Here is a 23,934-nt window from a genome sequence, read left to right on the forward strand (position 1 = left end):
CCGCAGAAGCGCCGTACCGGGCAGGGCGCGCGGTACGGGAACCACCACCGCCCGGAACCGCGCACAGTGCCGGGAACGACCGGTGACCCCGCCCGGGATCGGACGGGGCCACCCCACACTCGGCAGGTCAGGACTCCTGCGGTCCCGATGCCGACATGCCGTGCACGGCCGGGACGGTGCCCAGACGGCCCTTCTGGAAGTCGTCGAAGGCCTGCTGGAGCTCCTCCCGGGTGTTCATCACGAACGGGCCGTAGTGGGCCATCGGCTCACGGATCGGGCGGCCGCCGAGCAGGACGACGTCCAGGTCCGGCGTGTTCGAGTCCTGCTGCTCGTCCGCGCGGACCGTCAGCGAACCGCCGGCACCGAAGACCGCAGTCTGGCCCAGATGGATCGGACGACGCTCGGCACCAACCGAGCCCCTCCCCGCCAGCACGTACGCCAGCCCGTTGAAGTCCTCCCGCCACGGCAGCGTGACCTCCGCACCCGGCGCCACCGTCGCGTGGATCATCGTGATCGGCGTGTGCGTGATGCCGGGTCCGGCGTGGCCGTCCAACTCGCCCGCGATCACACGCAGCAGCGCACCGCCGTCGGGCGTGGTCAGCAGCTGGACGTTGCCGCCGCGGATGTCCTGGTAGCGCGGAGGCATCATCTTGTCCTTGGCCGGCAGGTTCACCCACAGCTGGAGGCCGTGGAAGAGACCGCCGGACATCACGAGGTGCTCCGGCGGGGCCTCGATGTGCAGCAGGCCCGCGCCCGCCGTCATCCACTGGGTGTCGCCGTTTGTGATGGTGCCGCCACCACCCTGCGAGTCCTGGTGGTCGAAGATCCCGTCGATGATGTAGGTGACGGTCTCGAAGCCGCGGTGCGGATGCCACGGGGTCCCTTTGGGCTCCCCAGGCTGATACTCCACCTCACCCATCTGATCCATCATGATGAACGGATCCAGGTGGCGGTAGTTGATCCCCGCGAAGGCCCGACGGACAGGGAAGCCCTCACCTTCAAAGCCACTCGGCGCGGTCGTCACGGCCAGCACAGGGCGAGCCACGGCATCCGCCGACGCGACCACGCGCGGCAGGGTCAGGGGGTTCTCGACAGTTACAGCAGGCATGGGTCCGACTCTCCTCCGGGTGGAAGTTTCCGCAGGTCAGCGAGCATCCGTCGGGATACTCCCCCAACTGATGGAGTCCTTGGGCTCCCCCGGCGCGTAGTCCACCTCACCCATCTGGTCCATCATGACGAACGGGTCGAGATGGCGGTAGTTGATCCCGGCGAACGCCCGGCGCACCGGGAAGCCCTCACCCTCGAAACCGCTCGGCGCGGTGGTGACGGTGATCACGGGGCGTGCCACGGCGTCGGCCGAAGCGGTCACACGGGGGAGCGTCAGCGGGTTCTCGACGGTCACTGCAGACATGTCGGTACCTCCTCTCGCACGGCCACTTTAGTTGAGTGTTGAACTTTCTGCCACCCTCAACAGAGGGAGCCCGGAGGGCATTCCCTCCGGGCTCGGCAGGCTCCTCGCCGGGCGGCGACCACCCGCCCGTCGCGCGAAGTCCAGAAGACCGGGCAGGGGGCCGAGACCCGCATCCCCCGTCCGTAGCCGCCCGAGGCAGAACACCTTGGTCCTCCTCGGCCGGGGGTGGCCCAGGTGCTTCCTGGGCCACCCCTGCCCGGCGGACCCCGCCCGGCCGACGGGCCCCGCCCCGCTGCTTCCGGCGGGGGCGGCGACGGTGGTGGTGGTGGTGGTGGTGACGTCGTACCTCACGTTCGAGCCGCCCACCCGGCACGCCCTGCGGACGCCGTCGACGGACGGGCTGCGGGCGGCGTGAGCGCCGCTGGGGATCCGCTGGTCAGTCCGCGCGGCAGAACGTGTCCTTCGCGGGCATCCCGCCCTCGACGAGGTGGCGCGTGGCGGCGTTCAACGCGCAGGAGTTCCTGCCCAGGACGTAGACGCCGTGCCCGCTGTCGTCGACGCTGACCAGCCGGGCCCGGTCGCCGAACTTCTCGCGCAGCATCTTCCCGCCCCGGTGCGGGGTCGGCGCGTCCCGCAGGTTCTGCAGGAGCAGCACGTTGCGCGGGCCCTCGGCCTCGACCTCCACCGGCGGTTCGGCGGGGGCGTACGGCCAGAAGGCGCACGGTGTGATGTTGGCGGTGGCGGCGCCGTACAGCGGGTAGCGTTCGCGGTCCTCGGCGACGCCCCGCCGGTAGGTGTTGACGTTCTCGGGCCACTCGACGTCGTTGCAGGTGACGGAAAGGAACACGGCCAGGGCGTTGTCGGTCGGCAACAGCTCCCCGTCCGCCGTTTCCTCCTGGGCGGCCGACAGGTCGAGGGCCGCCGCCTCGTCGCCTTCGCGCATCGCCTGCCAGGTCTGCGCCAGCTTGGGGTACTGCGACTGCTTGAACAGGTGACCGAACGTCAGGAGCCGGAAGAGGCTGCCGTCGATCCCCGCGACCGGGGCCCTGTCGAGGGTGCCGGCGATGGTGAGGTAGGACGCCCGGACCTGTTCGGGCGTGCGGCCCAGGCCGTAGCTGTCGTGCCGGCGGGCGGCCCACTGCGCGAAGGCCGGCAGGGTCTGTTCCATGCCGAGCGCGTAGCGGCGCATGCCGTCGCGGTCGAGGTGGGTGTCTCCGATGTTGCTGTCGAGCACGATCCGGTCGGCGCGCTCGGGGAACATCGACGCGTAGGCGGCGCCGAGTGCCGTGCCGTAGGAGTAACCCAGGTAGCTGGTCTTCTCCTCGCCGAGCGCGGCCCGGATCCGGTCCAGGTCGCGGGCGGTGTTCGCGGTGGTGAGGTGGCGCAGCCGGCCGTCGCGGTCGTTGTCCGCGCACTGCTCGGCCGCCTGCTCGGCGGCCTTCGCCTGCGCGGTGACCGCGGCGTCGTCGACCGCGTAGGGCGGGATGTTGGTGTAGTAGGGGTTGTCCGTGGTGAAGCCGCAGCTGACCGGTGTGGAATGACCGATCCCGCGGGTGTCCATGCCGATCAGGTCGTAGCGGTCGGTGACGCTGCTGGGCAGGCCCTGGGCCACCAGCAGCGCGGACAGCGCCAGCCCGGACCCGCCGGGGCCGCCCGGGTTGAGCATGAGGACGCCGCGCCGCTTGTCCGGGTCGGTGGCGGCCAGCCGGGAGACGGTGAGGTCGATCTGCTCGCCCTGCGGGTCGGCGTAGTCCAGCGGCACGGTCACGGTGGCGCACCGCAGCTCGGTCGGAGCGGCTTCGGCCACGACGTCGTCGGGGCACCGGCCCCGCTCCGTCTGCGGCGTCTCCGGCTCCTCGGCGGCGGCGGGCACCGGGGCCAGTGAGCCGCCCAGGCCGAGGACCGCCAGGAGGGCCAGGCTCTGGCCGACACTGAGTTGTCGTTTCATATCCAGTCTCCGCATACCGGTTCGTGGTCGTGGTCGCGGCCATCCCACTCCGTGCCCCGGGGGCACGGTTTTCAATGGGCGCCGGGAACGAGGCTGGAGGAAGGGCTCCTGGTGGCGTGGAGTACGCGTCAGCTGGCGGAACTCGCGGGCACGACGACCAAGACCGTCCGGCACTACCACGAGATCGGCCTGCTGGACGAGCCGGAACGGGCGTCCAACGGCTACAAGCGGTACGGCGTCAGCCATCTGGTCCGCCTGCTGCGCATCCGCAGACTGACCGGCCTCGGCGTGGCCCTCGCGGACGTCCCCTCGGTCGAGAGCGGCGACGAGAGGGCGCGGCAGATCCTCCGGGACCTGGACGCCGAACTCGCGGCGGACATCGAACGCCGGCAGCGGATGCGGCGGGAACTGGCGGCCGTCTTGGAGAACCGGGCCGCGCTCGACATGCCCCCGGACTTCAGGACACTGGCCGACGACCTGCCCGAGACCCAGCGGTCCCTGCTGCTGGCCTACTCCAGCATCCTCACGCCCGAGGCGATGGCCGCCCCTCCGGGAACAGCTCTCGGGGCCTCACGGTGACCTCGACGCGGAATTCGCGGCGCTCGACGAGGACGCTCCCGACGAAGTGCGGCAGCGGCTGGCGGAGCGGCTGGCGCCCGATGTCCGCCAGCAGCAGAGGGACTACCCCGGCCTGGCCGACCTGGGGCTCTCCTCGCACCGGGATACGGCGGTCGCGCAGTCGGTCGTCGTGCACGCGCTGGTCGAGTTCTACCACCGCGCCCACCTCGACGTGCTGCAACGCGTCCACGCGATCCTCTTCGAGGACGACGCCGCCCAGGACGACGCCGCCCAGGAGTGAGGACTGCGCCGGGGACCGGGCTCGCCCCGCCCGGGCAGTCTCGTGGCGGGTGCGTCACCCGGCTGGCCTGCGGTGCGAACGAACGCCGGAGGCCGGCAGCGGGCATCGGCAGCGAGGTGGTTCTTCGTGGTCGGTCCGCCGCGGGACCGGCCGGTGGCCTGGTCGTCCGGTTCGCCGGCCGGGGCCCCTTCGTGCGGGCCCCGGCCGCATGCCGGTGGGCCCGCGCGATCGTGGAGTCCACCGAGACGGCCCGGTTGAGGTCCCCATCCCCGTCCGCGTCCGCGTCGGCCCGGGCGACCAGGGAGGTGAAGACCCGCTCCCGGGTGTCGTCGACGGCCCACATCCGCAACCGGTCGCAGACGCCTCGCCGGTTGCCGTACTGCTCCGGCAGGTGAACCCGCCGCGGGCCGGCCCGGAACGCGTGGGCGGTCGCGTCGATCACCTCACGACGGTCTCGCCGTCCGCCGCCCCGCTCCGGCGCGTGGTCCGGGAGCAAGAGCTCGATCCGTGCCCACCGCGCGTCGGTCAACGGCACGCCCGGACCGGCGACCGACGGGTCCGACCGGAACTGCCTAGCCGTACATGCGCCGCATCGCGAACTCGACCATCTGCTCCACGGCCTTCGCGTCGAACACCATCCGGTGCTCGCCCTCCATGTCGAGCACGAAGCCGTAGCCGGTCGGCAGCAGGTCGATCACCTCGGCGCCGGTGATCACGAAGTACTTGGACTCCTTGCCCGCGTACCGCCGCAGCTCCTTCAGCGAGGTGAACATCGGGATCACCGGCTGCTGGGTGTTGTGCAGGGCGAGGAAGCCCGGGTTGTCGCCGCGCGGGCAGTACACCTTGGACGTCGCGAAGACCTGCTGGAAGTCCTCGGCGGTCACCTGGCCCGTGGTGAAGGCGCGCACCGCGTCCGCGAGCGACGGTGCGGACGGCTCCGGGTACAACGGCTGCTGCTGTTGTTGTTGCTGCTGCCCGTAGCCGCCCGGCATCTGCTGCTGCGGCGGGACATACCCCTGCTGTGCCCCTACGTTCTGGTCGTAGCCGTACATGCGCGCAAGCGTACCGAGAGCACCGCGGGGCCGGGCGGGGTACGGGCGGGTAGGGACGGACAGGGGAGAGCAGAGGCAGAACCGCGGATCTCGTCACACATGGCCGGATCGGGCTTGCTTCTTATTACTGGCGGGTAGCATCATCGTAGCTACTTGTTGGTATGCAAACCTGTGCGAGGAACCCAGTGCCTCGCCGTTCTCTCTACGGACCGGGAGCCGTCACCATGGGGCACTACAAGTCCAATCTCCGCGACATCGAGTTCAACCTGTTCGAGGTACTCGGGCGCGACAAGCTGTACGGCACCGGACCGTTCGAGGAGATGGATCTCGACACCGCGAAGAGCGTCCTCGAGGAGCTGACCCGCCTCTCGGAGAACGAGCTGGCCGAGTCCTTCGCCGACGCCGACCGCAACCCGCCGGTCTTCGACCCGGAGACCGGCACCGCGCCGGTTCCCGCGTCCTTCAAGAAGAGCTACCAGGCCTTCATGGACTCCGAGTACTGGCGTCTGGGCCTGCCCGAGGCCATCGGCGGCACGACGACTCCCCCCTCGCTGATCTGGGCGTACGCCGAGCTGGTCCTGGGCGCCAACCCGGCCGTGTGGATGTACTCCTCCGGCCCCGCCTTCGCCGGAGTCCTGTACGACGAGGGCAACGACGCGCAGAAGAAGATCGCGCAGATCGCCGTCGAGCGGCAGTGGGGCTCCACCATGGTCCTCACCGAGCCGGACGCCGGCTCGGACGTGGGCGCCGGCCGCACCAGGGCCGTGGAGCAGGAGGACGGCTCCTGGCACATCGAGGGCGTGAAGCGGTTCATCACCTCGGGTGAGCACGACATGTCGGAGAACATCCTCCACTACGTGCTCGCGCGTCCCGAGGGCGCCGGACCCGGCACCAAGGGCCTGTCCCTCTTCCTCGTCCCGAAGTACCTCTTCGACGCCGAGAGCGGCGAGCCCGGCGAGCGCAACGGCGTCTACGCCACGAACGTCGAGCACAAGATGGGCCTGAAGGCGTCCAACACCTGCGAGATGACCTTCGGCGACCGGCACCCCGCCAAGGGCTGGCTGATCGGCGACAAGCACGACGGCATCCGCCAGATGTTCCGCATCATCGAGTTCGCCCGCATGATGGTCGGCACGAAGGCGATCTCCACCCTCTCCACCGGTTACCTCAACGCGCTGGAGTACGCCAAGGAGCGTGTCCAGGGCCCGGACCTCGCGAACTTCATGGACAAGTCCGCGCCCAAGGTCACCATCACCCACCACCCCGACGTGCGCCGCTCGCTGATGACGCAGAAGGCGTACGCGGAGGGCATGCGCGCGCTCGTCCTGCACACCGCCTCGGTACAGGACACGATCGCGGTCAAGGCGGCGGCCGGCGAGGACACCTCGGCCGAGCACGCGCTCAACGACCTGCTCCTGCCCATCGTCAAGGGCTACGGCTCCGAGAAGGGCTACGAGCAGCTCGCCCAGTCGCTGCAGACCTTCGGCGGCTCCGGCTTCCTGCAGGAGTACCCGATCGAGCAGTACATCCGCGACTCCAAGATCGACACCCTGTACGAGGGCACCACCGCGATCCAGGGCCAGGACTACTTCTTCCGGAAGATCGTCCGCAACCAGGGCGCGGCCCTGAACTCGGTCGCCGAGGACATCAAGCAGTTCCTCGCCCTCGGCACCGGCGGCGAGGAACTGGCGGGCGCCCGCGAGCACCTGTCCAAGGCCACCGTCGAGCTGGAGGCCCTCGTCGGCCTGATGCTCACCGACCTCGCGGCCACCGAGCAGGACGTCAAGAACATCTACAAGGTGGGTCTGAACACCACCCGCCTGCTGATGGCCTCCGGCGACGTCATCGTCGGCTACCTGCTCCTGCGGGGTGCCGCGGTCGCCGCCGACAAGCTCCAGACGGCCTCCAGCAAGGACGTCCCCTTCTACACCGGCAAGATCGCCGCGGCGAAGTTCTTCGCGGCCCACGTGCTCCCCGGCGTCACCCTGGCCCGCAGGATCGCCGAAGGCGTCGAGCTGGACCTGATGGAGCTGGACGAGGCGGCCTTCTAGGACGCCTCCGGACCTCCCGGCACAGACCGGAGGGGATCCGCCCGGTCCTCCCCGGGGCCGTCCGAGAACCGCCCGAGCCCGTACGAGGGCCCGCTTCCGCACAGGGAAGCGGGCCCTCGCCCTCGTGGGGCGGGCCCCCGCCCTCGTTAAGGTGAACCCATGAGCGAACCCGCCCGCCCGTCTCCCGCCGCCGCTCCACGGAGCGCTGCGCGCGCCCCTCTCACCTTCGACCGCGGCCACACCGACGACCTCATGGCCTTCCTCGCCGCCTCACCCACGCCGTACCACGCGGTGTCGAACGCCGCCGAACGACTGGAGAAGGCGGGCTTCCGGCAGGTCGCGGAGACGGACGCCTGGGACGGGACGGCCGGCGGCAGGTACGTACTGCGCGGCGGCGCGATCATCGCCTGGTACGTGCCCGAGGGCACGGCCCCCCACACGCCGTTCCGGATCGTCGGCGCCCACACCGACTCCCCCAACCTGCGGGTGAAGCCGCGGCCCGACAGCGGGACGCAGGGCTGGCGCCAGGTGGCCGTGGAGATCTACGGCGGACCGCTGCTCAACTCCTGGCTCGACCGCGACCTGGGCCTGGCCGGCCGGCTGTCCCTGCGGGACGGCTCGACCCGGCTGGTGAACGTCGACCGCCCGCTGCTGCGTGTCCCGCAGCTCGCCATCCACCTGGACCGCTCGGTCAACGCCGACGGCCTCAAGCTCGACAAGCAGCGCCACATGCAGCCGGTCTGGGGCCTGGGCGAGGACGTGCGCGACGGCGACCTGATCGCCTTCCTGGAGGAGACCGCCGGGGTCCCGTCCGGCGAGGTCACCGGCTGGGACCTGATGGTGCACTCCGTGGAGCCGCCGGCGTACCTGGGCCGCGACAAGGAGCTGCTGGCCGGCCCGCGCATGGACAACCTGCTGTCCGTGCACGCCGGAACGGCCGCGCTGACGGCGGCGGCCTCGAACAGGGCGGACCTGTCCCACATCCCCGTCCTCGCCGCCTTCGACCACGAGGAGAACGGTTCCCAGTCCGACACCGGTGCGGACGGGCCGCTGCTCGGCGGCGTGCTGGAGCGCTCGGTGTTCGCCCGCGGCGGCTCGTACGAGGACCGGGCGCGCGCCTTCGCCGGCACCGTCTGCCTCTCCTCGGACACCGGACACGCCGTCCACCCCAACTACGCGGAGCGGCACGACCCCACCCACCACCCGCGCGTCGACGGCGGCCCGATCCTCAAGGTCAACGTCAACAACCGTTACGCCACCGACGGTTCGGGCCGGTCCGTGTTCGCGGCGGCCTGCGAGAGGGCGGGTGTGCCCTTCCAGTCGTTCGTCTCCAACAACTCCATGCCGTGCGGCACCACCATCGGTCCGATCACCGCGGCCCGGCACGGCATCAGGACCGTCGACATCGGTGTGGCCATCCTGTCGATGCACAGCGCGCGCGAACTGTGCGGTGCGAAGGACCCGTTCCTGCTGGCGAACGCGCTGACCGCGTTCCTGGACGGGTAGGGCGAGTTGGCCTCCCGCCGGAAAACCGCGTCCTCGGGCGGGAGGCCAACTCGCTTCCGACGCATGAGTGATGACGGCCCGGGTACCCGGAGGCAACCGGAAGGACCGGGGAAGAGCCGGAGGCACCGGCCGGGAAGGCGGCACTCATGGGACTCGGAGGGTGCATCATCCTGATCGCCACGGGGGCGATCCTCACCTTCGCGACCGACTGGGACATGCAGGGGGTCAACCTGGACCTGGTCGGCGTCATCCTGATGGTCGTCGGCCTGATCGGTGTGGCGACCTTCAGCAGCATCGCGCGGCGCAGGCGTGTCGTCGTACCGCCCGCCACGCCGGTCGTCGAGGACACCCGCCCGCACACCCGTGACGGCTACAGCGACGGGTACGGGGTCTGACGGGACGTCGGGCCCGGTTCCGGTCCGGCTAGGTGCGGCTCGGGTCCGGGCTCCGTCAATCGGCCCAGCGGCGGCATCGGCACACCGGAGAGAGGGCACGCCTGGTGTCATGAGATTCCTCGTACGCGACCGGATCCTCGGGATCGGTGACGACTACTGGATCGAGGACGACCGGGGCAACAAGGTCTTCCTCGTCGACGGCAAGGCCATGCGGCTGCGGGACACGTTCGAGCTGAAGGACGTCCAGGGCCGCGTCCTCATCGACATCCGCAAGAAGATGTTCGCCCTGCGCGACACCATGGTGATCGAGCGGGACGGCGAGGACCTGGCGACGATCCGGCGCAAGCGGCTGTCCCTGCTGCGCAACCACTACCGGGTCGCCCTGCGGGACGGCACCGAGCTGGACGTCAGCGGCAAGATCCTCGACCGTGAGTTCGCCGTGGAGTACGACGGTGAGCTGCTCGCCGTGATCTCACGGCGCTGGCGGCACATCCGGGAGACGTACGGCGTCGACGTCGTGCGGGACGACGCGGACCCGGCGCTGCTGATCTCGGTGGCGGTCTGCGTGATCCACCTGGCGGAGAAGGAGCGGGAGGACTAGGACCTGCTGCGGGAGCGGCAGCCGGGCACGCCACCCCACCGCACACCGCCCGACGGCCCGAGCACGTCCGGCACGTGGGCCCCCGGGCGGCATGCCGGGAGCACGCACCGGGCGCCGGGCGGCCGCCCTTCGACCCCGACCGGCCCCATGGGGTCGCCCGCCCGCCCCGGCCGGGGGTCAGTGGTGCGGGCGGTCCAGGCCGAGGACGCGGTCCTTGAGGGCCGGGAACCGGTCGCGGGTCTTCGCGACCTCTGCCGGGTCGAAGTCGACCGTGAGGACCTGCTCGCCGGGGCCCGCCTCGGCCAGGACCTCTCCCCACGGGTCGACCACGATCGAGTGGCCCGCCTGCGGAACCCCGGCGTGGGTCCCGGCCGTTCCGCACGCGAGGACGAACGCCTGGTTCTCCACGGCGCGTGCCCGCGCCAGCAGCGTCCAGTGGGACCGGCGGCGGTCCGGCCAGCCCGCCGGGACGACGAGCGTCTCGGCACCGGCGTCGACCAGCCCGCGGAAGAGTTCGGGGAAGCGGAGGTCGTAGCAGGTCGCCACGCCGAGCGTGGTGTGCGGCAGCTCCACCGTCACCAGCGCGTCGCCCGCGCTCATCAGCACGGCCTCGCCCTGGTCGAAGCCGAAGCGGTGGATCTTGCGGTAGACGGCGGCCAGGTCACCGGCGGGGGAGAAGACGAGCGAGGTGTTGTAGAGCGGCCCGTCACCCGCCGGGGAGCCGCCGTCGGCGGCGCCCCGCTCCGGGACGGATCCCGCGTGCAGCCACACGCCCGCGTCACGCGCGGCCGCGGCCATCGCCTCGCGGGTCGGCCCGTCGAGGGTCTCCGCCCCGCGCGCGAAGTCCTCGTAGGCGAACGCGCCGGTCGTCCACAGTTCCGGCAGGACGACGAGGTCGGCTCCGGCCTGCTCCCGTACCAGAGCGGCGACCCCACGCCGACGGGATTCGACCGATTCGCCCTCGTTCACGGCGACTTGGAGCAACGAAGCGCGCACAATACCACCGTCCTGGCATTCGACTCGTCGGCACGGCCTACGATCGTCACACGAAAGCACTGCCGGGGTGCCTCACCGCAGCGTAACTTGAGGGCCCTCCCGGTTCGAGCGTAGCCGAGAACCGGGGGAGTCCCGAGACGCCCGCCGAGTGCAGCCACCGCCCACTGGCACCGCCGCCGCAACCGCCCGTGTACCGACCGCCGAGGGGTCCCGTTCCGTGAGTCTGCATCCCACCCTCCAGCCCTACGCCGACGCCTGGAACCACTCCATCGAGGCGATATCCGAGCTGGTGCAGCCGCTCGTGGAGGCCGACTGGAACCGGCGGACACCGTGCCCGGGGTGGTCGGTCCGCGATGTGGTCTCCCACGTCATCGGACTGGACACCGAGATGCTGGGCGACCCCCGCCCCATCCACACCCTGCCGCGCGACCTGTTCCACGTCACCAACGACCGGCAGCGCTACACGGAGATCCAGGTCGACGTACGCCGCCACCACACGGCACCGGAGATGACCTCCGAGCTGGAGTACGTCATCATCCGCCGCAACCGCCAGCTGCGGAACGAGTCGCGTGAGCCGGGCAGAACGGTGCGCGGCCCGCTCGGCTCGGAGCTCACGCTGGAGGAGTCCATGCGCCGGCACGCGTTCGACGTGTGGGTGCACGAGCAGGACCTGCGGACGGCCCTCGGCCGCCCCGGCAACCTCGACTCCCCCGGCGCGCACATCGCCCGCGACGTGCTGCTCGCCGAGCTGCCGCGGGTGGTCGCCGAGAAGGCCCAGGCACCGCGCAGCTCGGCCGTGGTCATCGACGTCCACGGCCCCGTGGAGTTCCTGCGCACCGTCCGCGTCGACATCCAGGGCCGCGGCACGCTGGAGACCGCCCCGGCCCTCGGCCCGGCCGTCACCCTCGTCCTCGACTGGGAGACGTACGTCCGCCTCGCCTGCGGCCGGGTGACGCCGGACGCGGTGTCGGACCGGGTGAAGACGGAGGGCGACCCGGAGCTGGCGGCGGCGATCCTGCGCCACTTCGCGGTGACGCCCTGAGGCCTTTCGCGAAAGCGGCGTCGTCGCCCGGAGGGCGGCCGCGCGGCGTCATGGGGCCCCCTGCTCGAGCGAGGCCGAGAGCTTGAGGGAGCGTGCCCCCGGCGTGCCGCCCCAAAGCCCTCGCACCGGGCGCACCCGGACTTTCGGACGGTGCGCCGGGAGTGCGTACCGGGGCGCCGGAAGTGCGTACCGGGCGTCGCGCGGCAGGCGCCCCTTCCGCGACCGGCTCCAGGTCTGCCGGCCGTGGGCGGCGGGAGGCGCGGGGCCCACGGCCGGCACCCGGCGTTCCCCCCCACCGGGCGCTCCCGTGTCCCTACACCGGCACGTGCACGCTCTCCACCCTGCTGGCGACCAGCCGTTCCCGCTCCCTGCGCGCCGCCTGCCCGCGCAGCCGCAGGATCTGGGTGAGCCCGAGGGCCTGGAGGACGAAGACGGCGGTGAAGGCGACGCCGTAGTCCCCGCCGGTGGCGTCCAGCAGGACACCGACGGCGAACAGGGTGGTCATGGAGGCGACGAAACCGCCCATGTTGGTGATGCCGGACGCCGTGCCCTGCCGCTCCGGCGGGTTCACCGGGCGGGAGAAGTCGAAGCCGATCATCGAGGCCGGCCCGCAGGCGCCCAGCACCGTGCACAGCACCACGAGCAGCCACATCGGCGCCGTCTCGGCCGGGTAGGCCAGCGTGAGGGCCCACAGCAGGGCCGTCGCCCCCACCGTCCCGAGGGCCAGGGGCAGCCGCGCACCGTGGTGACGGCCGATGACCTGCCCGTAGACCAGCCCGAAGACCATGTTGGACAGCACCACGAGGGTGAGCAGCTCACCGGCGGCGGCCCGGGACAGCCCCTGCGCCTCGACGAGGTACGGCATGCCCCACAGCAGCAGGAACACCATCGCCGGGAACTGCGTGGTGAAGTGCACCCACATCCCGAGCCGGGTCCCCGGTTCGCGCCAGGAGGCGGCGATCTGCCGGCGTACGTAGGCGGCGCCCCGGTGCGGGGCGGGGCCGGGCCCGTGGCCCTCGGGGTGGTCCTTCAGGAACAGGACGAGCAGGACGAACACCGCGACACCGGCGAGCGCGCTGCCCCCGAAGGCGGCCGTCCAGCCGATGCCGTGCAGCAGCCGGGCCAGGACCAGGGTGGAGACGAGGTTGCCCGCCATGCCGGCCAGCCCGGCGAACTGCCCGGTCAGCGGCCCGCGCCGGGCCGGGAACCACCGGCCGCCCAGCCGCAGCACGCTGATGAACGTCATGGCGTCCCCGCAGCCGAGCAGGGCCCGGGAGGCGAGCGCCATGCCGTACGACGGGGAGAGGGCGAAGCCGAGCTGCCCGACGGTGAACAGCACGACGCCGATGCCCAGCACCCTCTTGGTGCCGAGCCGGTCGACGAGCAGTCCGACGGGTATCTGCATGCCCGCGTAGACCAGCAGCTGGAGGATGGAGAAGGTGGACAGGGCGGAGGCGTTGACGCCGAAGCGGTCGGCCGCGTCGAGGCCGGCCACGCCCAGGGACGTACGGAAGGTGACGGCGACGAAGTAGACCGAGACGCCGATCCCCCACATCACCAGGGCGCGCCGCCCGCCCGGAGGGTCCCCGGGCAGGGCACCCGTACCTCCTGCACTGCTCATCGCACTTCTCCCCGGGCCAGGTGGGAGAACCAGCCGACGTGCCGGCCCACGACCTCGGCGGCCTCGTCCGGGTCCCCCGCGCGCAGCGCCTCGAGGATCTCCTGGTGCTCGGAGAGGGTCTTGGCGATGCGGTCGGGGTGCGAGTGCATGACGGCGACCCCCATGCGCAGCTGACGGTCGCGGAGCTGGTCGTAGAGACGGGAGAGGATCTCGTTGCCGCCGCTGCGGACGATCTCGGCGTGGAAACAGCGGTCGGTGACGGACGCGGCGGCGAAGTCACCGGCGGCGGCCTGCTCCTTCTGCCGGGCGAGCAGGGCCTCCAGCCGCTCGATGAGCCCCGGGGGCGCGGGGACGGCCTTGCGTACCGCGTGCTCCTCGACGAGCAGCCGGGTCTCGACGACGTCGGTGATCTCCTGCGCCGAGACGGGCAGGACGAGGGCGCCCTTCTTCGGGTAGAGCCGGATCAGCCCCTCGACCTCCAGCCGCAGCAGCGCCTCGCGCACCGGCGTGCGCGAGACCCCGACGGCGTCGGCCAGCTCCCCCTCGGTCAGCAGCGCGCCGCCCTCGTAACGACGCTCCAGGACACCCTGCTTGACGTGGGCGTAGACGCGATCGGCGGCAGGGGGTTGCTTCACGGGGACCGGGCTCATGCCGACAGGATAGATACAACATGTACCCAAGGACGCTTCCGTCCACGATGCGGACCCCGAAGGCGATCCCGGTCTTCCCGTACAACCATCCGCCCCGCCCACGTGTCAGACTCGTGCGGCCCCTCTCGGTCGCTCCTCAAGTCGACCGCAGCAACGGGACATTCAACGCAATCGGGGTACCTCACTTGAACATCGGTATTCAAGGCATCCGGGTCCGCAGAGCCGTCGGCGTCGCCGTGACCACCGGCGCCGTGCTGGCCTCCGGCGCCCTCCACGCGGCGCCCGCGCAGGCCGCCGCCGCGCCCACGATCGCCGCCAAGGGCGGCTTCGTGATGAACAACGCGAACGGCAAGTCCCTCTACACCAAGGCCGCGGACACCCGGCGTTCGACCGGTTCCACGACGAAGATCATGACCGCGAAGGTCGTGCTCGCGCAGAAGAACCTGAACCTGAACTCCAAGGTCACGATCCAGATGGCCTACAGCGACTACATCGTGGCGAACAACGCGTCGTCCGCACGGCTGATCGTCGGCGACAAGGTCACCGTGCGCCAGCTGCTGTACGGGCTGATGCTGCCGTCCGGCTGCGACGCGGCGTACGCGCTGGCCGACAAGTTCGGCACCGGCTCGACGCGGGCCGCGCGCGTGAAGTCCTTCATCGGCAAGATGAACGCCGACGCGAAGGAACTGGGCCTGAAGAACACCAACTTCGACTCGTTCGACGGCATCGGCAAGGGCAAGAACTACTCCACGCCGCGCGATCTGACGAAGATCGCGAGCAGCGCGATGAAGAGCTCCACGTTCCGCGCGATCGTCAAGACGAAGAAGTACACGGCGAAGACCGTCACGAAGACGGGCAGCACCCGCACGATGGCGCCGTGGACCAACACCAACGGGCTGCTCAGCGGGTACAGCGGCACGACCGGCGTGAAGACCGGCTCGGGCCCGGAGGCCAAGTACTGCCTGGTCTTCGCCGCGACGCGCAACGGCAGGACCGTCATCGGCACGGTCCTGGCCTCGACGGGGTCCACGCAGCGCGAGACGGACGCCAAGAAGATCATGGACTACGGCTTCGGCAGGATCTGATCCCCTCGGCGGTACGCGGGCCGTCACGGGGCTCACCGATCCCGGTGGGCCCCTTTTCCCTGCCGCACGCCGCCGTCCGCCATACACACTCCCACCGGCCGGTACAGCGGTTTCGATCATCTTCGCCCGCAGTCGTGAACCTCCTCGAACCAGCTGGCATATGCCCTCCACCCCGCTCTACGTTCCGCGACGGAGGTGGTTCACGTGAACGAACCGAGCAAACGGCAGAACCCTGCCGAGCAGTACGAGGCGATCGACGTCAGCGACTTCGTGTACGCGGCTACCGGCGCCCGGGTACGGAGGCTGACCATGCCGGACGGAAGCCACTGGTTCCCGGCGGTGGACGTCTGCAAGGAACTGGGACACACCAACTCCCGGCAGGCGCTCGCTGATCACGTCCCCGACGAGCACCGAGAGATTCTCGAGACCGTAACCGGAGCTTACGGTCTCAGCATTCCCGCAGGTAGGCAGTGGCGTCGAGACCTGAACATCATTTCTCTGAGAGGTCTCATCCTCCTCGTCAACGCCTGCACCAAACCGGCCTGCGCACCCTTCAAGCAGTGGGCGGCCGAGGTGATCGAGACCGTGCAGCGGGAAGGTCACTACACCTTGACGGAGGCCGAGGTGCAGCCTGCCGAACCGGGTGCCCCCATCGCCTACGCCATGCCGGAACAGGTCGCCGAGGCCATCGTCCGGCTGGAAGCGCACAACCTCCGGCTGGACGAGGAGCTGGTCGGCGGGCAGCGCGAATCGATCGCGTTGCACAGGGAGATGCTGGCCACGCAACAGGCAACCCTCGCCGTGCAGCAGGCCATGGTCCGGGCGATGGAACGTATCGCGGACCGGTTCGACACCCTCGTCCTCGAACGTCGGACATCCCATGGCCACCTCACCGCGCTGCCCACCACCGAGTCGGTGCTGGCCGACTGGCGGCAGCGGCTGTCCCGTGACCGAGGACGTGTGGGCGGTGGCCGTGGTAATCGCCCCGGTGCTCGTCGAGAAGGGGGAACTGCGCGAGCCACTGGAGTCGATCGCCGCCCGTACCGGGATTTCCGTGCGCCGTGTCAACGAATGCCTCCGGCTGCTGCGCAAGCACGCCTGCATTCGCTCGCGGGGCGGGTCCGAGAACGGCGCTCCGGTGTACGTGCTCCATCAGGTCTGAGCCCGGGCGCAGCAGGAGGGGCGTCGCAACTCCAACTTGCGGCGCCCCTCCTGTGACGAACCTACTCGGTTCCTGGCCCTCACGCCCAGGACATCGACCGCTTCGGCTGCTCCAGGACCGCTCGACCTCACCGACACGGCCGTGTCCCCGCACCCCCGCGCCATGGACGGTCACACGATCACCCGGGCCGTGACCACGGCCCTCGTCAGGGGGCGGAAGCCCCGTGAGCCACACGATCGTCCGGGAACGGACGGCCTTCGAAGGGCTCGGGCGACTGCGCGCGGGACGGCGACACCGTTGCCGTCAAGATCCTCGTGGTGGGCGGTACCGCCCTGTGCCCCGTACGCACCGGCGGCCCCCACCCACCAGGTGGGGGCCGCCGGTGCGTACGGGTCACGCCCAGGTGATCAGGCGTTTCGGCTGTTCCAGGACGGCCGCCACGTCGGCCAGGACCTTGGAGCCCAGTTCGCCGTCGACCAGGCGGTGGTCGAAGCTGAGGGCCAGGGTCGTGACCTGACGGGGCTTCACCTTGCCCTTGTGGACCCACGGCTGGAGCTTGATCGTGCCGACGGCGAGGATCGCGGACTCACCGGGGTTGAGGATCGGTGTGCCCGTGTCGACGCCGAAGACGCCGACGTTGGTGATCGTCACGGTGCCCGACTGCATCGCGGCCGGGGACGTCCTGCCCTCCTTGGCCGTGGACACCAGCTCGCCCAGGGACTCGGCGAGCTGGGGCAGCGTCTTGGTGTGCGCGTCCTTGATGTTCGGGACGATCAGGCCGCGCGGGGTGGCCGCCGCGATGCCCAGGTTGACGTAGTGCTTGACCACGATCTCCTGGGCCGCCTCGTCCCAGGAGGCGTTGACGTCCGGGTTTCGCCTGATCGCGACCAGCAGGGCCTTGGCGATCAGCAGGAGCGGGTTCACCCGCAGACCCGCGAACTCCTTGTCCTGCTTCAGCTCCTCGACCAGCTTCATCGTCCGCGTCACGTCCACCGTCACGAACTCCGTGACGTGCGGCGCCGTGAACGCCGAGCCGACCATCGCCGCCGCCGTCGCCCTGCGCACGCCCTTGACCGGGACACGGGTCTCGCGCGCCGTGTCGTACGACGCCGGGGCCGGAGCCGGCACGGAGGCGGGAGCGGCGGCGGGGACCGCCGGGGCGGGTGCCCCGGGCTCCGGTGCCATGGGTCCGGCCCCGGGGGCGGCCACCGCCGCGTGGACGTCCTCACGGGTGATGACGCCGTCCGGGCCGGTCGGGGTGACCGCCGCCAGGTCGACGCCGAGGTCCTTCGCCAGCTTGCGCACCGGCGGCTTCGCCAGCGGGCGCTGCCCTCCGGCGACCGGCGCGGACGCGGGAGCGGACTCAGGTGCTGGTGCGGGGGGTGCCACCGCGTGGCCGTTCAGTTCCGCCTGCACGGCGGTGGCCGCCGCCTGCTGGGCGGGGAGGTCCGGGGCGGCCTTGCGGGGGCGGCGACGCGTGGAGGACGTCGCCACGCCGTAGCCGACCAGTACGGGCTGACGGCCCGAGCCCGCCGGCGTGGCCGGTTCGGCTTCCGCCGGCTGCCCGGCGGGAGCGGCGGACGGGGCTTCGGCGGCCGGCTCGGCGAGGGCCTCCGGGGCGGAGGGCTCCGGGGCGGTGCCCCCCGAGACGTCCACCGCGATGATGGACGTGCCCACGTCCACCGTGGTGCCCTCGGGGAAGTGCAGCGCGCGGACCACCCCGTCGTAGGGGATGGGAAGCTCCACGGCCGCCTTCGCCGTCTCGACCTCGCACACCACCTGTCCGTCGGTGACCGCGTCACCGGGCTGGACGTACCACTTGAGGATCTCGGCCTCGGTCAGTCCCTCGCCCACGTCGGGCATCCTGAACTCACGCACGGGCGTCTGTGTCGTCGTCATGTCTCTCCCCCTCTCAGTACGCCAGCGAGCGGTCGACGGCGTCCAGCACCCGGTCCAGGTCCGGGAGGTAGGACTCCTCCAGGCGGGCCGGCGGGTACGGGGCGTGGTATCCGCCCACCCGCAGGACCGGGGCCTCCAGGTGGTAGAAGCAGCGCTCCGTGATCCGCGCGGCGATCTCCGCGCCCGAACCGAAGAACACCGGTGCCTCGTGGACGACGACCAGACGACGGGTCTTCTCCACCGACGCCTGGATCGAGTCGAAGTCGAGCGGGGAGACCGAGCGCAGGTCCAGCACCTCCAGGGAGCGGCCCTCCTCGGCGGCCGCGTCCGCGACCTCCTGGCAGAGCTTCACCATCGGGCCGTACGCCACCAGCGTCAGGTCGGTGCCCTCGCGGACCACGCGCGCGGTGTGCAGCGGGCCCGCGATCGCCTCGCCCGCGGCGAAGCCGCCGTCGGAGAGCGTGACCTCGGCCTTGTCCCAGTAGCGCCGCTTGGGCTCGAAGAAGATCACCGGGTCGTCGCTCCGGATGGCCTGCTGCATCATCCAGTACGCGTCCGACGCGTTCGACGGCGAGACCACCTTCAGGCCCGCCACATGCGCGAACAGCGACTCCGGGGACTCGGAGTGGTGCTCCACCGCGCCGATGCCGCCGCCGTAGGGAATGCGCACGACGACCGGGAGCTTCACCTTGCCCAGCGACCGCGCGTGCATCTTCGCGAGCTGCGTGACGATCTGGTCGTACGCCGGGAACACGAAACCGTCGAACTGGATCTCGACCACCGGGCGGTAGCCGCGCAGGGCGAGGCCGATCGCGGTGCCGACGATGCCCGACTCGGCGAGCGGGGTGTCGATGACGCGGCTCTCGCCGAAGTCCTTCTGCAGCCCGTCCGTCACCCGGAACACGCCGCCGAGCTTGCCGACGTCCTCACCCATGACGAGGACCTTGGGGTCCTCCTCCAGGGCGCGGCGCAGCGACTCGTTGATCGCCTTGGCCAGAGCCATCTTCTCCGCCATGTCACTTACCCCCGTCCGCGTCCGCGAACGACGCCTGGTACGCGGCGAACGCGGCCCGCTCCTCGTCGACGAGGGCGTGGCCGTCCGCGTACACGTTCTCGAAGAGGGCGAAGTGGTCGGGATCCTTCATGGCACGGACCGCTTCACGCACCCGTTTGCCCAACGTCTCGCTCTCGGTCTCCAGTTCCGCAAAAAATCCCTCGTCCGCGTGGTGTGCGGACTCCAGGTAGCGGCGAAGGCGCAGGATCGGGTCCTTGGCCTCCCAGGAAACCCGCTCCTCGTCGTGGCGGTAGCGGGTGGGGTCGTCGGAGGTGGTGTGGGCGCCCATGCGGTAGGTGAACGCCTCGATCAGCGTCGGCCCCTCACCGGCGCGGGCCCGCTCCAGCGCCCACCGGGTCACGGCGAGGTTCGCCAGCACGTCGTTGCCGTCCACCCGGACGCCCGGGAAGCCGAAGCCCTGCGCACGCTGGTAGAGCGGGACGCGGGACTGCTTCTCGGTCGGCTCGGAGATCGCCCACTGGTTGTTCTGGCAGAAGAACACCACCGGGGCGTTGTAGACCGCGGAGAAGGTGAAGGCCTCGGCCACGTCGCCCTGGCTGGAGGCGCCGTCGCCGAAGTAGGCGATCACCGCGCTGTCCGCGCCGTCCTTGGCGACACCCATCGCGTACCCCGTGGCGTGCAGCGCCTGGGAGCCGATGACGATCGTGTACAGGTGGAAGTTGTTGCTGTTCGGGTCCCAGCCACCGTTGTTGACGCCGCGGAACATGCCGAGCAGGTTGGTCGGGTCCACCCCGCGGCACCAGGCGACGCCGTGCTCGCGGTAGGTCGGGAAGACGTAGTCGTCGTCGCGCAGCGCGCGCCCGGAGCCGATCTGCGCCGCCTCCTGGCCCAGCAGCGAGGCCCACAGGCCCAGCTCGCCCTGGCGCTGGAGCGCGGTGGCCTCGGCGTCGAAGCGGCGGGTGAGCACCATGTCGCGGTACAGGCCGCGGAGATCCTCCGGGGTGACGCCGGAGACGTAGGGGTCGAACTCGGCGTTCCCGACCCGCTCGCCCTCGGGCGTCAGCAACTGGACGAGGCCGGGCTCGGCGGCACCCTGCGGCTTCGCGCCGGCGGTCCTCCCGGCCGCCGGGGCCTTCTTGGCGACGGTGGCCTTCTTCGCCGCGGACGCCTTCCTGGCGGGGGTCGCCTTCTTCGCCGGGGCCGCCTTCTTGGCCGGGGCCGCCTTCTTGGCGGTGGTGCCGGTGGTGCTGGTAGTGCGCTTGGTGCCGGTGGCGCCGGCATCACTTCCGGCGCTGCGTCGCGGTGTGCGCGCGGCAGTGCTCTCCACGGTCACGTGTGCTCCTCCGTCGGTCCGACCCCCGGGGTTGCCGGCAGGTCTGGGGTCCCCCTCCAGCTCGTCGAAGCCTGGGGGAGGCTCACCTCTTCTCGACCACGGGCACGGGGTGGGTGCCGCCCGGCCGGGAACAGGTGTGACAGGTGCCCCGGCGAGCGACCTGCACATAGCACGTTACCCAGTGCGCCACATTTCTGTGAAACCCTTCCTGACCTGCGATTTTGCTTGGATTTCCAAGTAAATCGGAAAGGTGGGAAAGGCGCGCTGGTCACAGCCTTGCAGGAGGCCGGAGCAACGGCACGTTATCCCGGCGACCCCGGGCACGGGAAGGGTCGTGTCCCGCGCCCGACCACCCACCCGGCCCCCCGGCCGGCTGCCGCCCGGCCCCCGGACCGGTTCCCGCCCGACGGCAGATCGGGCACATGGTGCGACCGTAAATGACTGCCTGTGACAACGCCCAGCTCACGGCCTCGCGCGGTGCCCTAGCATCTGGCGCGTGTCGCGCCTATGTGTACCACCCCCTGTTCCTTGCGCACCCCCTTTGGGCGCCCTGCTGCGCCGGTACTCCGCCGGTTCCGCGGTGACCTGCGAGCCCGTCGACGAGGGTCTGCTCAACCGCGGCTACCGTCTGCGGACGACCCGCGGCCGCTACTTCCTCAAGCACCACTTCGACCCCGAGACCGCCGATCCGGCCGCGATCGTCCGCCAGCACCGGGCCACCCGGCGCCTGGCCGAACTGGGCGTGCCGGTGGCCCCGCCGCTGCCTGCCCGGGACGGGCGCACGGTCACCGTGGTCGGCGGCCACGCGTACGCCCTGCACCCCTGGATCGACGGACGGCACCGGCACGGCGGGCAGCTCACACCGGGGCAGTGCGCGCGGCTCGGGGCACTGCTCGGGGCGGTGCACGCGGGTCTGGAACGTGTGATGCCGGCCCCCGCACGGACCCACGGCGCTCCGGCGGAGAGCGCCGACCCGGCCGACACCCTCACCCTCGTCGACGACCTGCTCGGCCGCGTCCGCCGGCACCGCCCCGCCGACTCCTTCGACGCCCTCGCCCGCCGCCGTCTCCTGGAACGGCGTGCCCTCCTGGAGCGGCACGCCGACCGGCGTCCTCCGCGCGGGGGCGCGGTGGGGTGGGTGCACGGCGACTTCCACCCGTTCAACGTGCTGTACCGGGGGGACGCGCCGGCGGCGATCGTCGACTGGGACCGGCTCGGTGTGCGGCCCCGCGTGGAGGAGGCCGTACGCGCCGCGGCGATCTTCTTCGTCCGGCCCTCGGGCACCCTCGACCTGCCCCGCGTACGGTCCTACGCCCGCGCGTACCGGCGCGGCGCGGGGGCCACGCCCGCCCAGCTCGCCGCGGCGGTGCACCGGGTGTGGTGGGAGCGCCTCAACGACTTCTGGATGCTCCGCTGGCACTACGAGCGCGGCGACACCCGCGCGGACCCCCAGTTCCCGGCCACGGCCGCGCTGGTGGTGTGGTGGACCCGGGAGTACGAGGCGGTGCGCGCGGCGTTCACCGGGTGAGGCGGGCGCCCGGCGGCCCGTTCACGACGTCACCCCGCGCGGAGGTGCTCCGCGCGGGGTGGGGCGGCGGGTGCAGGGCCCGCCCGTGACCCGTGGCCCGTGACCCGTGACCCGTGGTCCGTGACCTGTGGTCAGCCGCCGGTGATGCCGCCGTCGGCCGTACCGCCCTCCGTACCGCCATCGGCCGTACCGCCCTCGGTACCGCCGTCGGCCGTGCCGCCCTCACTGCCGCCCTCGCTGCCGCCCGTCACCGGCGGCTCCTCGGTCTCGGTGTCGGCCGGCGTCGACGGGACGTCCGTCGGTTCGTCCGTCGGCTCCTCCGGCTCCGTCTGACTCTGCGTCGGCGACGGGACCGGGTCGTACGACGGAACGTAGCCACCGCCACCGGAACCACTGCCACTGCCGGTGCCGGTGTCCGTGTTCGGCGCCTCCGGCTCCTCGGTCTCGTCGTTCTCCTCCGGCGACTTGCTGGGCTCCTCCTCCTCCGCGGTCTGCGAGGAGGACGGCGACTTGGTCGGGGTCTTGTCGCCCTCGCCGTCGCCACCGCCGTTCAGCGCCAGCGCGACACCCGCGACGACGGCGATCACCGCGAGCGCCGCGAGGATCCACAGCCTGCCGCGGCCGTCGCCCCGGTTGTCGCCGCCCTCGAATCCTCCGTCGTCCCCGGTGCCGTACCGGTTGGGCAGGATCGGCTTCGGGATGGCCGCGGTGCCGGAGGCGTCCGGGTGCGGCATCGCCGCCGTGCCCGCGAAACCCGCCGCCGGGGTGTGCCGGCCGTCGTGCATGCCGACCGGGCCGGTGTTCCAGGTGCCCGTGTGGCCGCCCTGGTCGTAGAGCATCTGCAGCCCGTACTGGACCAGTCCGCGCATCTCCTCGGCCGTCTGGAACCGGTCGTCCGGCTCCTTGGCGAGTGAGCGCATGACCAGCCCGTCGAGCTCCGGCGGGCAGCCGTCCGAGGCCTCCGACGGGGGCGTGGGGATGTCCTGGACATGCTGGTAGACCACGGACAGCGGCGTCTCGCCTGTGAACGGGGGCCGCAGGGCCAGGAGTTCGTACAGCATGCAGCCGGTCGCGTACAGGTCGGACCGGTGGTCGACGGCCTTGCCGAGCGCCTGCTCGGGCGAGAGGTACTGCGGGGTGCCCATGACCATGCCGGTCTGCGTCATCGTCGTGGACGCGCCGTGCAGCGCGCGGGCGATGCCGAAGTCCATCACCTTCACGGCGCCGTTGTGCGTGATGATGACGTTGGCGGGCTTGATGTCACGGTGCACGATGCCGTGCTCGTGCGAGTAGGCCAGCGCCTCCAGGACACCGGAGACGATGATCAGCGCCTGTTCGGGGCCGGGCGCCTCGGCGTTGAGCAGGAGGTCGCGGATCGTGCGGCCCTCGACGATCTCCATGACGATGTACGGCACGGACTGACCGCCCACGACGTCCTCACCGGAGTCGTACACGGCGACGATCGCGTGGTGGTTGAGACCGGCCACCGACTGCGCCTCGCGCGTGAACCGCGCCTTGGAGATCGGGTCCTCGGCGAGATCGGCGCGCAGCAGCTTGACGGCGACCGTACGCCCGAGGCGCACGTCCTCGGCGGCGAACACCTCGGCCATGCCGCCCCGGCCGAGCCTGTGCGTCAGCCGGTAACGGCCGTCGCCCACAAGTCCGCCGTTACCCCAGTTGTCCGGCGCGTCCGACATGCCGCCGCCAGTCGCCTCGGGGTCGGACGGGCCCTGAGCGCGCTGCTGCTGTGCCATCAGTCCTCGCCGTCGTTTCTGCCCGC

20 protein-coding genes and 3 pseudogenes are annotated in these 23,934 nt (G+C 71.3%); 11 read left to right on the plus strand and 12 right to left on the minus strand.

Annotated elements, in window-relative coordinates:
- Positions 1-127: 127 nt before the first annotated feature.
- Both TU30_RS00320 and TU30_RS00325 read right to left on the minus strand, forming a co-directional pair.
- Positions 128-1,108 carry a pirin family protein gene (locus TU30_RS00320; protein ID WP_042163057.1) on the minus strand — a complete coding sequence of 327 codons (981 nt, stop codon included), beginning with the start codon at positions 1,106-1,108 and terminating at the stop codon, positions 128-130.
- A 93-nt stretch (positions 1,109-1,201) separates the two neighbouring features.
- Positions 1,202-1,411 (minus strand): annotated as a pseudogene (locus TU30_RS00325) (pirin family protein); the annotation flags it as partial.
- 205 nt (positions 1,412-1,616) lie between these two features.
- Between TU30_RS00325 and TU30_RS00330 the strand changes: the two are divergent.
- Positions 1,617-1,826, plus strand: coding sequence for a hypothetical protein (locus tag TU30_RS00330; RefSeq protein WP_042163061.1), 210 nt, complete (start codon positions 1,617-1,619; stop codon positions 1,824-1,826).
- Positions 1,827-1,847: 21 nt separating this feature from the next.
- Here the strand turns inward: TU30_RS00330 and TU30_RS00335 are convergent, their stop codons facing one another.
- Positions 1,848-3,359 (minus strand): alpha/beta hydrolase, encoded by a 1,512-nt coding sequence (locus TU30_RS00335; RefSeq protein WP_052479708.1) that lies wholly within the window; start codon positions 3,357-3,359, stop codon positions 1,848-1,850.
- A gap of 111 nt (positions 3,360-3,470) precedes the next feature.
- On the opposite strand from TU30_RS00335, the gene TU30_RS36695 reads away from it, so the two are divergent.
- Positions 3,471-3,938 carry a MerR family transcriptional regulator gene (locus TU30_RS36695; RefSeq protein WP_234307722.1) on the plus strand — a complete coding sequence of 156 codons (468 nt, stop codon included), beginning with the start codon at positions 3,471-3,473 and terminating at the stop codon, positions 3,936-3,938.
- Between the two features lie 46 nt (positions 3,939-3,984).
- The gene (locus tag TU30_RS36700; RefSeq protein WP_234307723.1) at positions 3,985-4,218 is read left to right on the plus strand and encodes a hypothetical protein; all 234 of its coding nucleotides are present in this window, start codon (positions 3,985-3,987) and stop codon (positions 4,216-4,218) included.
- Between the two features lie 319 nt (positions 4,219-4,537).
- On the opposite strand, the pseudogene TU30_RS38150 reads toward TU30_RS36700, so the two are convergent.
- Positions 4,538-4,753 (minus strand): annotated as a pseudogene (locus TU30_RS38150) (transposase); the annotation flags it as partial.
- 37 nt (positions 4,754-4,790) lie between these two features.
- Positions 4,791-5,270: an SseB family protein gene (locus tag TU30_RS00345; RefSeq protein WP_042163063.1), complete on the minus strand. Its 480-nt coding sequence runs from the start codon at positions 5,268-5,270 to the stop codon at positions 4,791-4,793.
- Between the two features lie 224 nt (positions 5,271-5,494).
- Here TU30_RS00345 and TU30_RS00350 point away from each other — a divergent pair, with 224 nt between their 5' ends.
- The 4 genes from TU30_RS00350 (at position 5,495) to TU30_RS00365 (ending at position 9,823) form a co-directional block, all read left to right on the plus strand.
- On the plus strand, positions 5,495-7,321 hold the full coding sequence (locus tag TU30_RS00350; RefSeq protein WP_042163065.1) for an acyl-CoA dehydrogenase: 1,827 nt from the start codon (positions 5,495-5,497) through the stop codon (positions 7,319-7,321).
- A gap of 159 nt (positions 7,322-7,480) precedes the next feature.
- On the plus strand, positions 7,481-8,827 hold the full coding sequence (locus TU30_RS00355) for a M18 family aminopeptidase (RefSeq protein WP_078878008.1): 1,347 nt from the start codon (positions 7,481-7,483) through the stop codon (positions 8,825-8,827).
- Positions 8,828-8,973: 146 nt separating this feature from the next.
- Positions 8,974-9,222: a DUF6458 family protein gene (locus tag TU30_RS00360; RefSeq protein WP_042163067.1), complete on the plus strand. Its 249-nt coding sequence runs from the start codon at positions 8,974-8,976 to the stop codon at positions 9,220-9,222.
- A gap of 109 nt (positions 9,223-9,331) precedes the next feature.
- Complete coding sequence (locus tag TU30_RS00365; protein ID WP_042163069.1) at positions 9,332-9,823, plus strand: LURP-one-related/scramblase family protein; 492 nt, start codon at positions 9,332-9,334, stop codon at positions 9,821-9,823.
- Positions 9,824-10,000: 177 nt separating this feature from the next.
- Here the strand turns inward: TU30_RS00365 and TU30_RS00370 are convergent, their stop codons facing one another.
- Entirely contained in the window at positions 10,001-10,819 is an 819-nt protein-coding gene (locus TU30_RS00370) for a carbon-nitrogen family hydrolase (protein ID WP_042163071.1), read from the minus strand.
- Positions 10,820-11,036: 217 nt separating this feature from the next.
- Between TU30_RS00370 and TU30_RS00375 the strand changes: the two genes are divergently transcribed.
- On the plus strand, positions 11,037-11,861 hold the full coding sequence (locus TU30_RS00375; protein WP_042163073.1) for a maleylpyruvate isomerase family mycothiol-dependent enzyme: 825 nt from the start codon (positions 11,037-11,039) through the stop codon (positions 11,859-11,861).
- Between the two features lie 313 nt (positions 11,862-12,174).
- On the opposite strand, the gene TU30_RS00380 is transcribed toward TU30_RS00375, so the two are convergent.
- Entirely contained in the window at positions 12,175-13,482 is a 1,308-nt protein-coding gene (locus TU30_RS00380; RefSeq protein WP_042163075.1) for a nitrate/nitrite transporter, read from the minus strand.
- Positions 13,479-14,132 carry a GntR family transcriptional regulator gene (locus TU30_RS00385; RefSeq protein ID WP_042163077.1) on the minus strand — a complete coding sequence of 218 codons (654 nt, stop codon included), beginning with the start codon at positions 14,130-14,132 and terminating at the stop codon, positions 13,479-13,481. The genes TU30_RS00380 and TU30_RS00385 overlap by 4 nt, the downstream gene beginning before the upstream one ends.
- 185 nt (positions 14,133-14,317) lie before the next feature.
- Here TU30_RS00385 and TU30_RS00390 point away from each other — a divergent pair, with 185 nt between their 5' ends.
- The gene (locus tag TU30_RS00390; RefSeq protein WP_042163078.1) at positions 14,318-15,217 is read left to right on the plus strand and encodes a D-alanyl-D-alanine carboxypeptidase family protein; all 900 of its coding nucleotides are present in this window, start codon (positions 14,318-14,320) and stop codon (positions 15,215-15,217) included.
- A 204-nt stretch (positions 15,218-15,421) separates the two neighbouring features.
- A pseudogene (locus TU30_RS00395) lies at positions 15,422-16,379 on the plus strand (Bro-N domain-containing protein).
- Between the two features lie 393 nt (positions 16,380-16,772).
- On the opposite strand, the gene TU30_RS00400 reads toward TU30_RS00395, so the two are convergent.
- The 3 genes from TU30_RS00400 to pdhA are packed head-to-tail and all read right to left on the minus strand — an operon-like array spanning position 16,773 to position 20,626.
- Positions 16,773-18,278 (minus strand): dihydrolipoamide acetyltransferase family protein, encoded by a 1,506-nt coding sequence (locus TU30_RS00400; RefSeq protein ID WP_042163079.1) that lies wholly within the window; start codon positions 18,276-18,278, stop codon positions 16,773-16,775.
- A gap of 13 nt (positions 18,279-18,291) precedes the next feature.
- Positions 18,292-19,293 carry an alpha-ketoacid dehydrogenase subunit beta gene (locus TU30_RS00405; RefSeq protein ID WP_042163081.1) on the minus strand — a complete coding sequence of 334 codons (1,002 nt, stop codon included), beginning with the start codon at positions 19,291-19,293 and terminating at the stop codon, positions 18,292-18,294.
- Between the two features lies 1 nt (position 19,294).
- Positions 19,295-20,626 (minus strand): pyruvate dehydrogenase (acetyl-transferring) E1 component subunit alpha, encoded by a 1,332-nt coding sequence (gene pdhA, locus TU30_RS00410; RefSeq protein ID WP_042163083.1) that lies wholly within the window; start codon positions 20,624-20,626, stop codon positions 19,295-19,297.
- A 496-nt stretch (positions 20,627-21,122) separates the two neighbouring features.
- On the opposite strand from pdhA, the gene TU30_RS00415 reads away from it, so the two are divergent.
- The gene (locus TU30_RS00415; RefSeq protein WP_042163084.1) at positions 21,123-22,154 is read left to right on the plus strand and encodes a phosphotransferase; all 1,032 of its coding nucleotides are present in this window, start codon (positions 21,123-21,125) and stop codon (positions 22,152-22,154) included.
- Positions 22,155-22,285: 131 nt separating this feature from the next.
- On the opposite strand, the gene TU30_RS00420 is transcribed toward TU30_RS00415, so the two are convergent.
- A complete protein-coding gene (locus TU30_RS00420) occupies positions 22,286-23,908 on the minus strand; it encodes a protein kinase (protein ID WP_042163085.1) in 1,623 nt (540 codons plus the stop codon).
- Between the last annotated feature and the right edge of the window lie 26 nt (positions 23,909-23,934).

This window comes from Streptomyces sp. NBRC 110035, from assembly GCF_000829695.1.
Classification (GTDB): Bacteria; Actinomycetota; Actinomycetes; order Streptomycetales; family Streptomycetaceae; genus Streptomyces.

Excerpts from the sequence above, each read along its gene's own strand:
- TU30_RS00405 (WP_042163081.1), bottom strand. The coding sequence starts at position 19,293 with ATGGCGGAGAAGATGGCTCTGGCCAAGGCGATCAACGAGTCGCTGCGC.
- TU30_RS00355 (WP_078878008.1), top strand. The coding sequence starts at position 7,481 with ATGAGCGAACCCGCCCGCCCGTCTCCCGCCGCCGCTCCACGGAGCGCT.
- TU30_RS00345 (WP_042163063.1), bottom strand. The coding sequence starts at position 5,270 with ATGTACGGCTACGACCAGAACGTAGGGGCACAGCAGGGGTATGTCCCG.
- TU30_RS00335 (WP_052479708.1), bottom strand. The coding sequence starts at position 3,359 with ATGAAACGACAACTCAGTGTCGGCCAGAGCCTGGCCCTCCTGGCGGTC.
- TU30_RS00385 (WP_042163077.1), bottom strand. The coding sequence starts at position 14,132 with ATGAGCCCGGTCCCCGTGAAGCAACCCCCTGCCGCCGATCGCGTCTAC.
- TU30_RS00365 (WP_042163069.1), top strand. The coding sequence starts at position 9,332 with ATGAGATTCCTCGTACGCGACCGGATCCTCGGGATCGGTGACGACTAC.
- TU30_RS00380 (WP_042163075.1), bottom strand. The coding sequence starts at position 13,482 with ATGAGCAGTGCAGGAGGTACGGGTGCCCTGCCCGGGGACCCTCCGGGC.
- TU30_RS00400 (WP_042163079.1), bottom strand. The coding sequence starts at position 18,278 with ATGACGACGACACAGACGCCCGTGCGTGAGTTCAGGATGCCCGACGTG.
- TU30_RS00420 (WP_042163085.1), bottom strand. The coding sequence starts at position 23,908 with ATGGCACAGCAGCAGCGCGCTCAGGGCCCGTCCGACCCCGAGGCGACT.
- TU30_RS00360 (WP_042163067.1), top strand. The coding sequence starts at position 8,974 with ATGGGACTCGGAGGGTGCATCATCCTGATCGCCACGGGGGCGATCCTC.
- TU30_RS00320 (WP_042163057.1), bottom strand. The coding sequence starts at position 1,108 with ATGCCTGCTGTAACTGTCGAGAACCCCCTGACCCTGCCGCGCGTGGTC.
- TU30_RS00350 (WP_042163065.1), top strand. The coding sequence starts at position 5,495 with ATGGGGCACTACAAGTCCAATCTCCGCGACATCGAGTTCAACCTGTTC.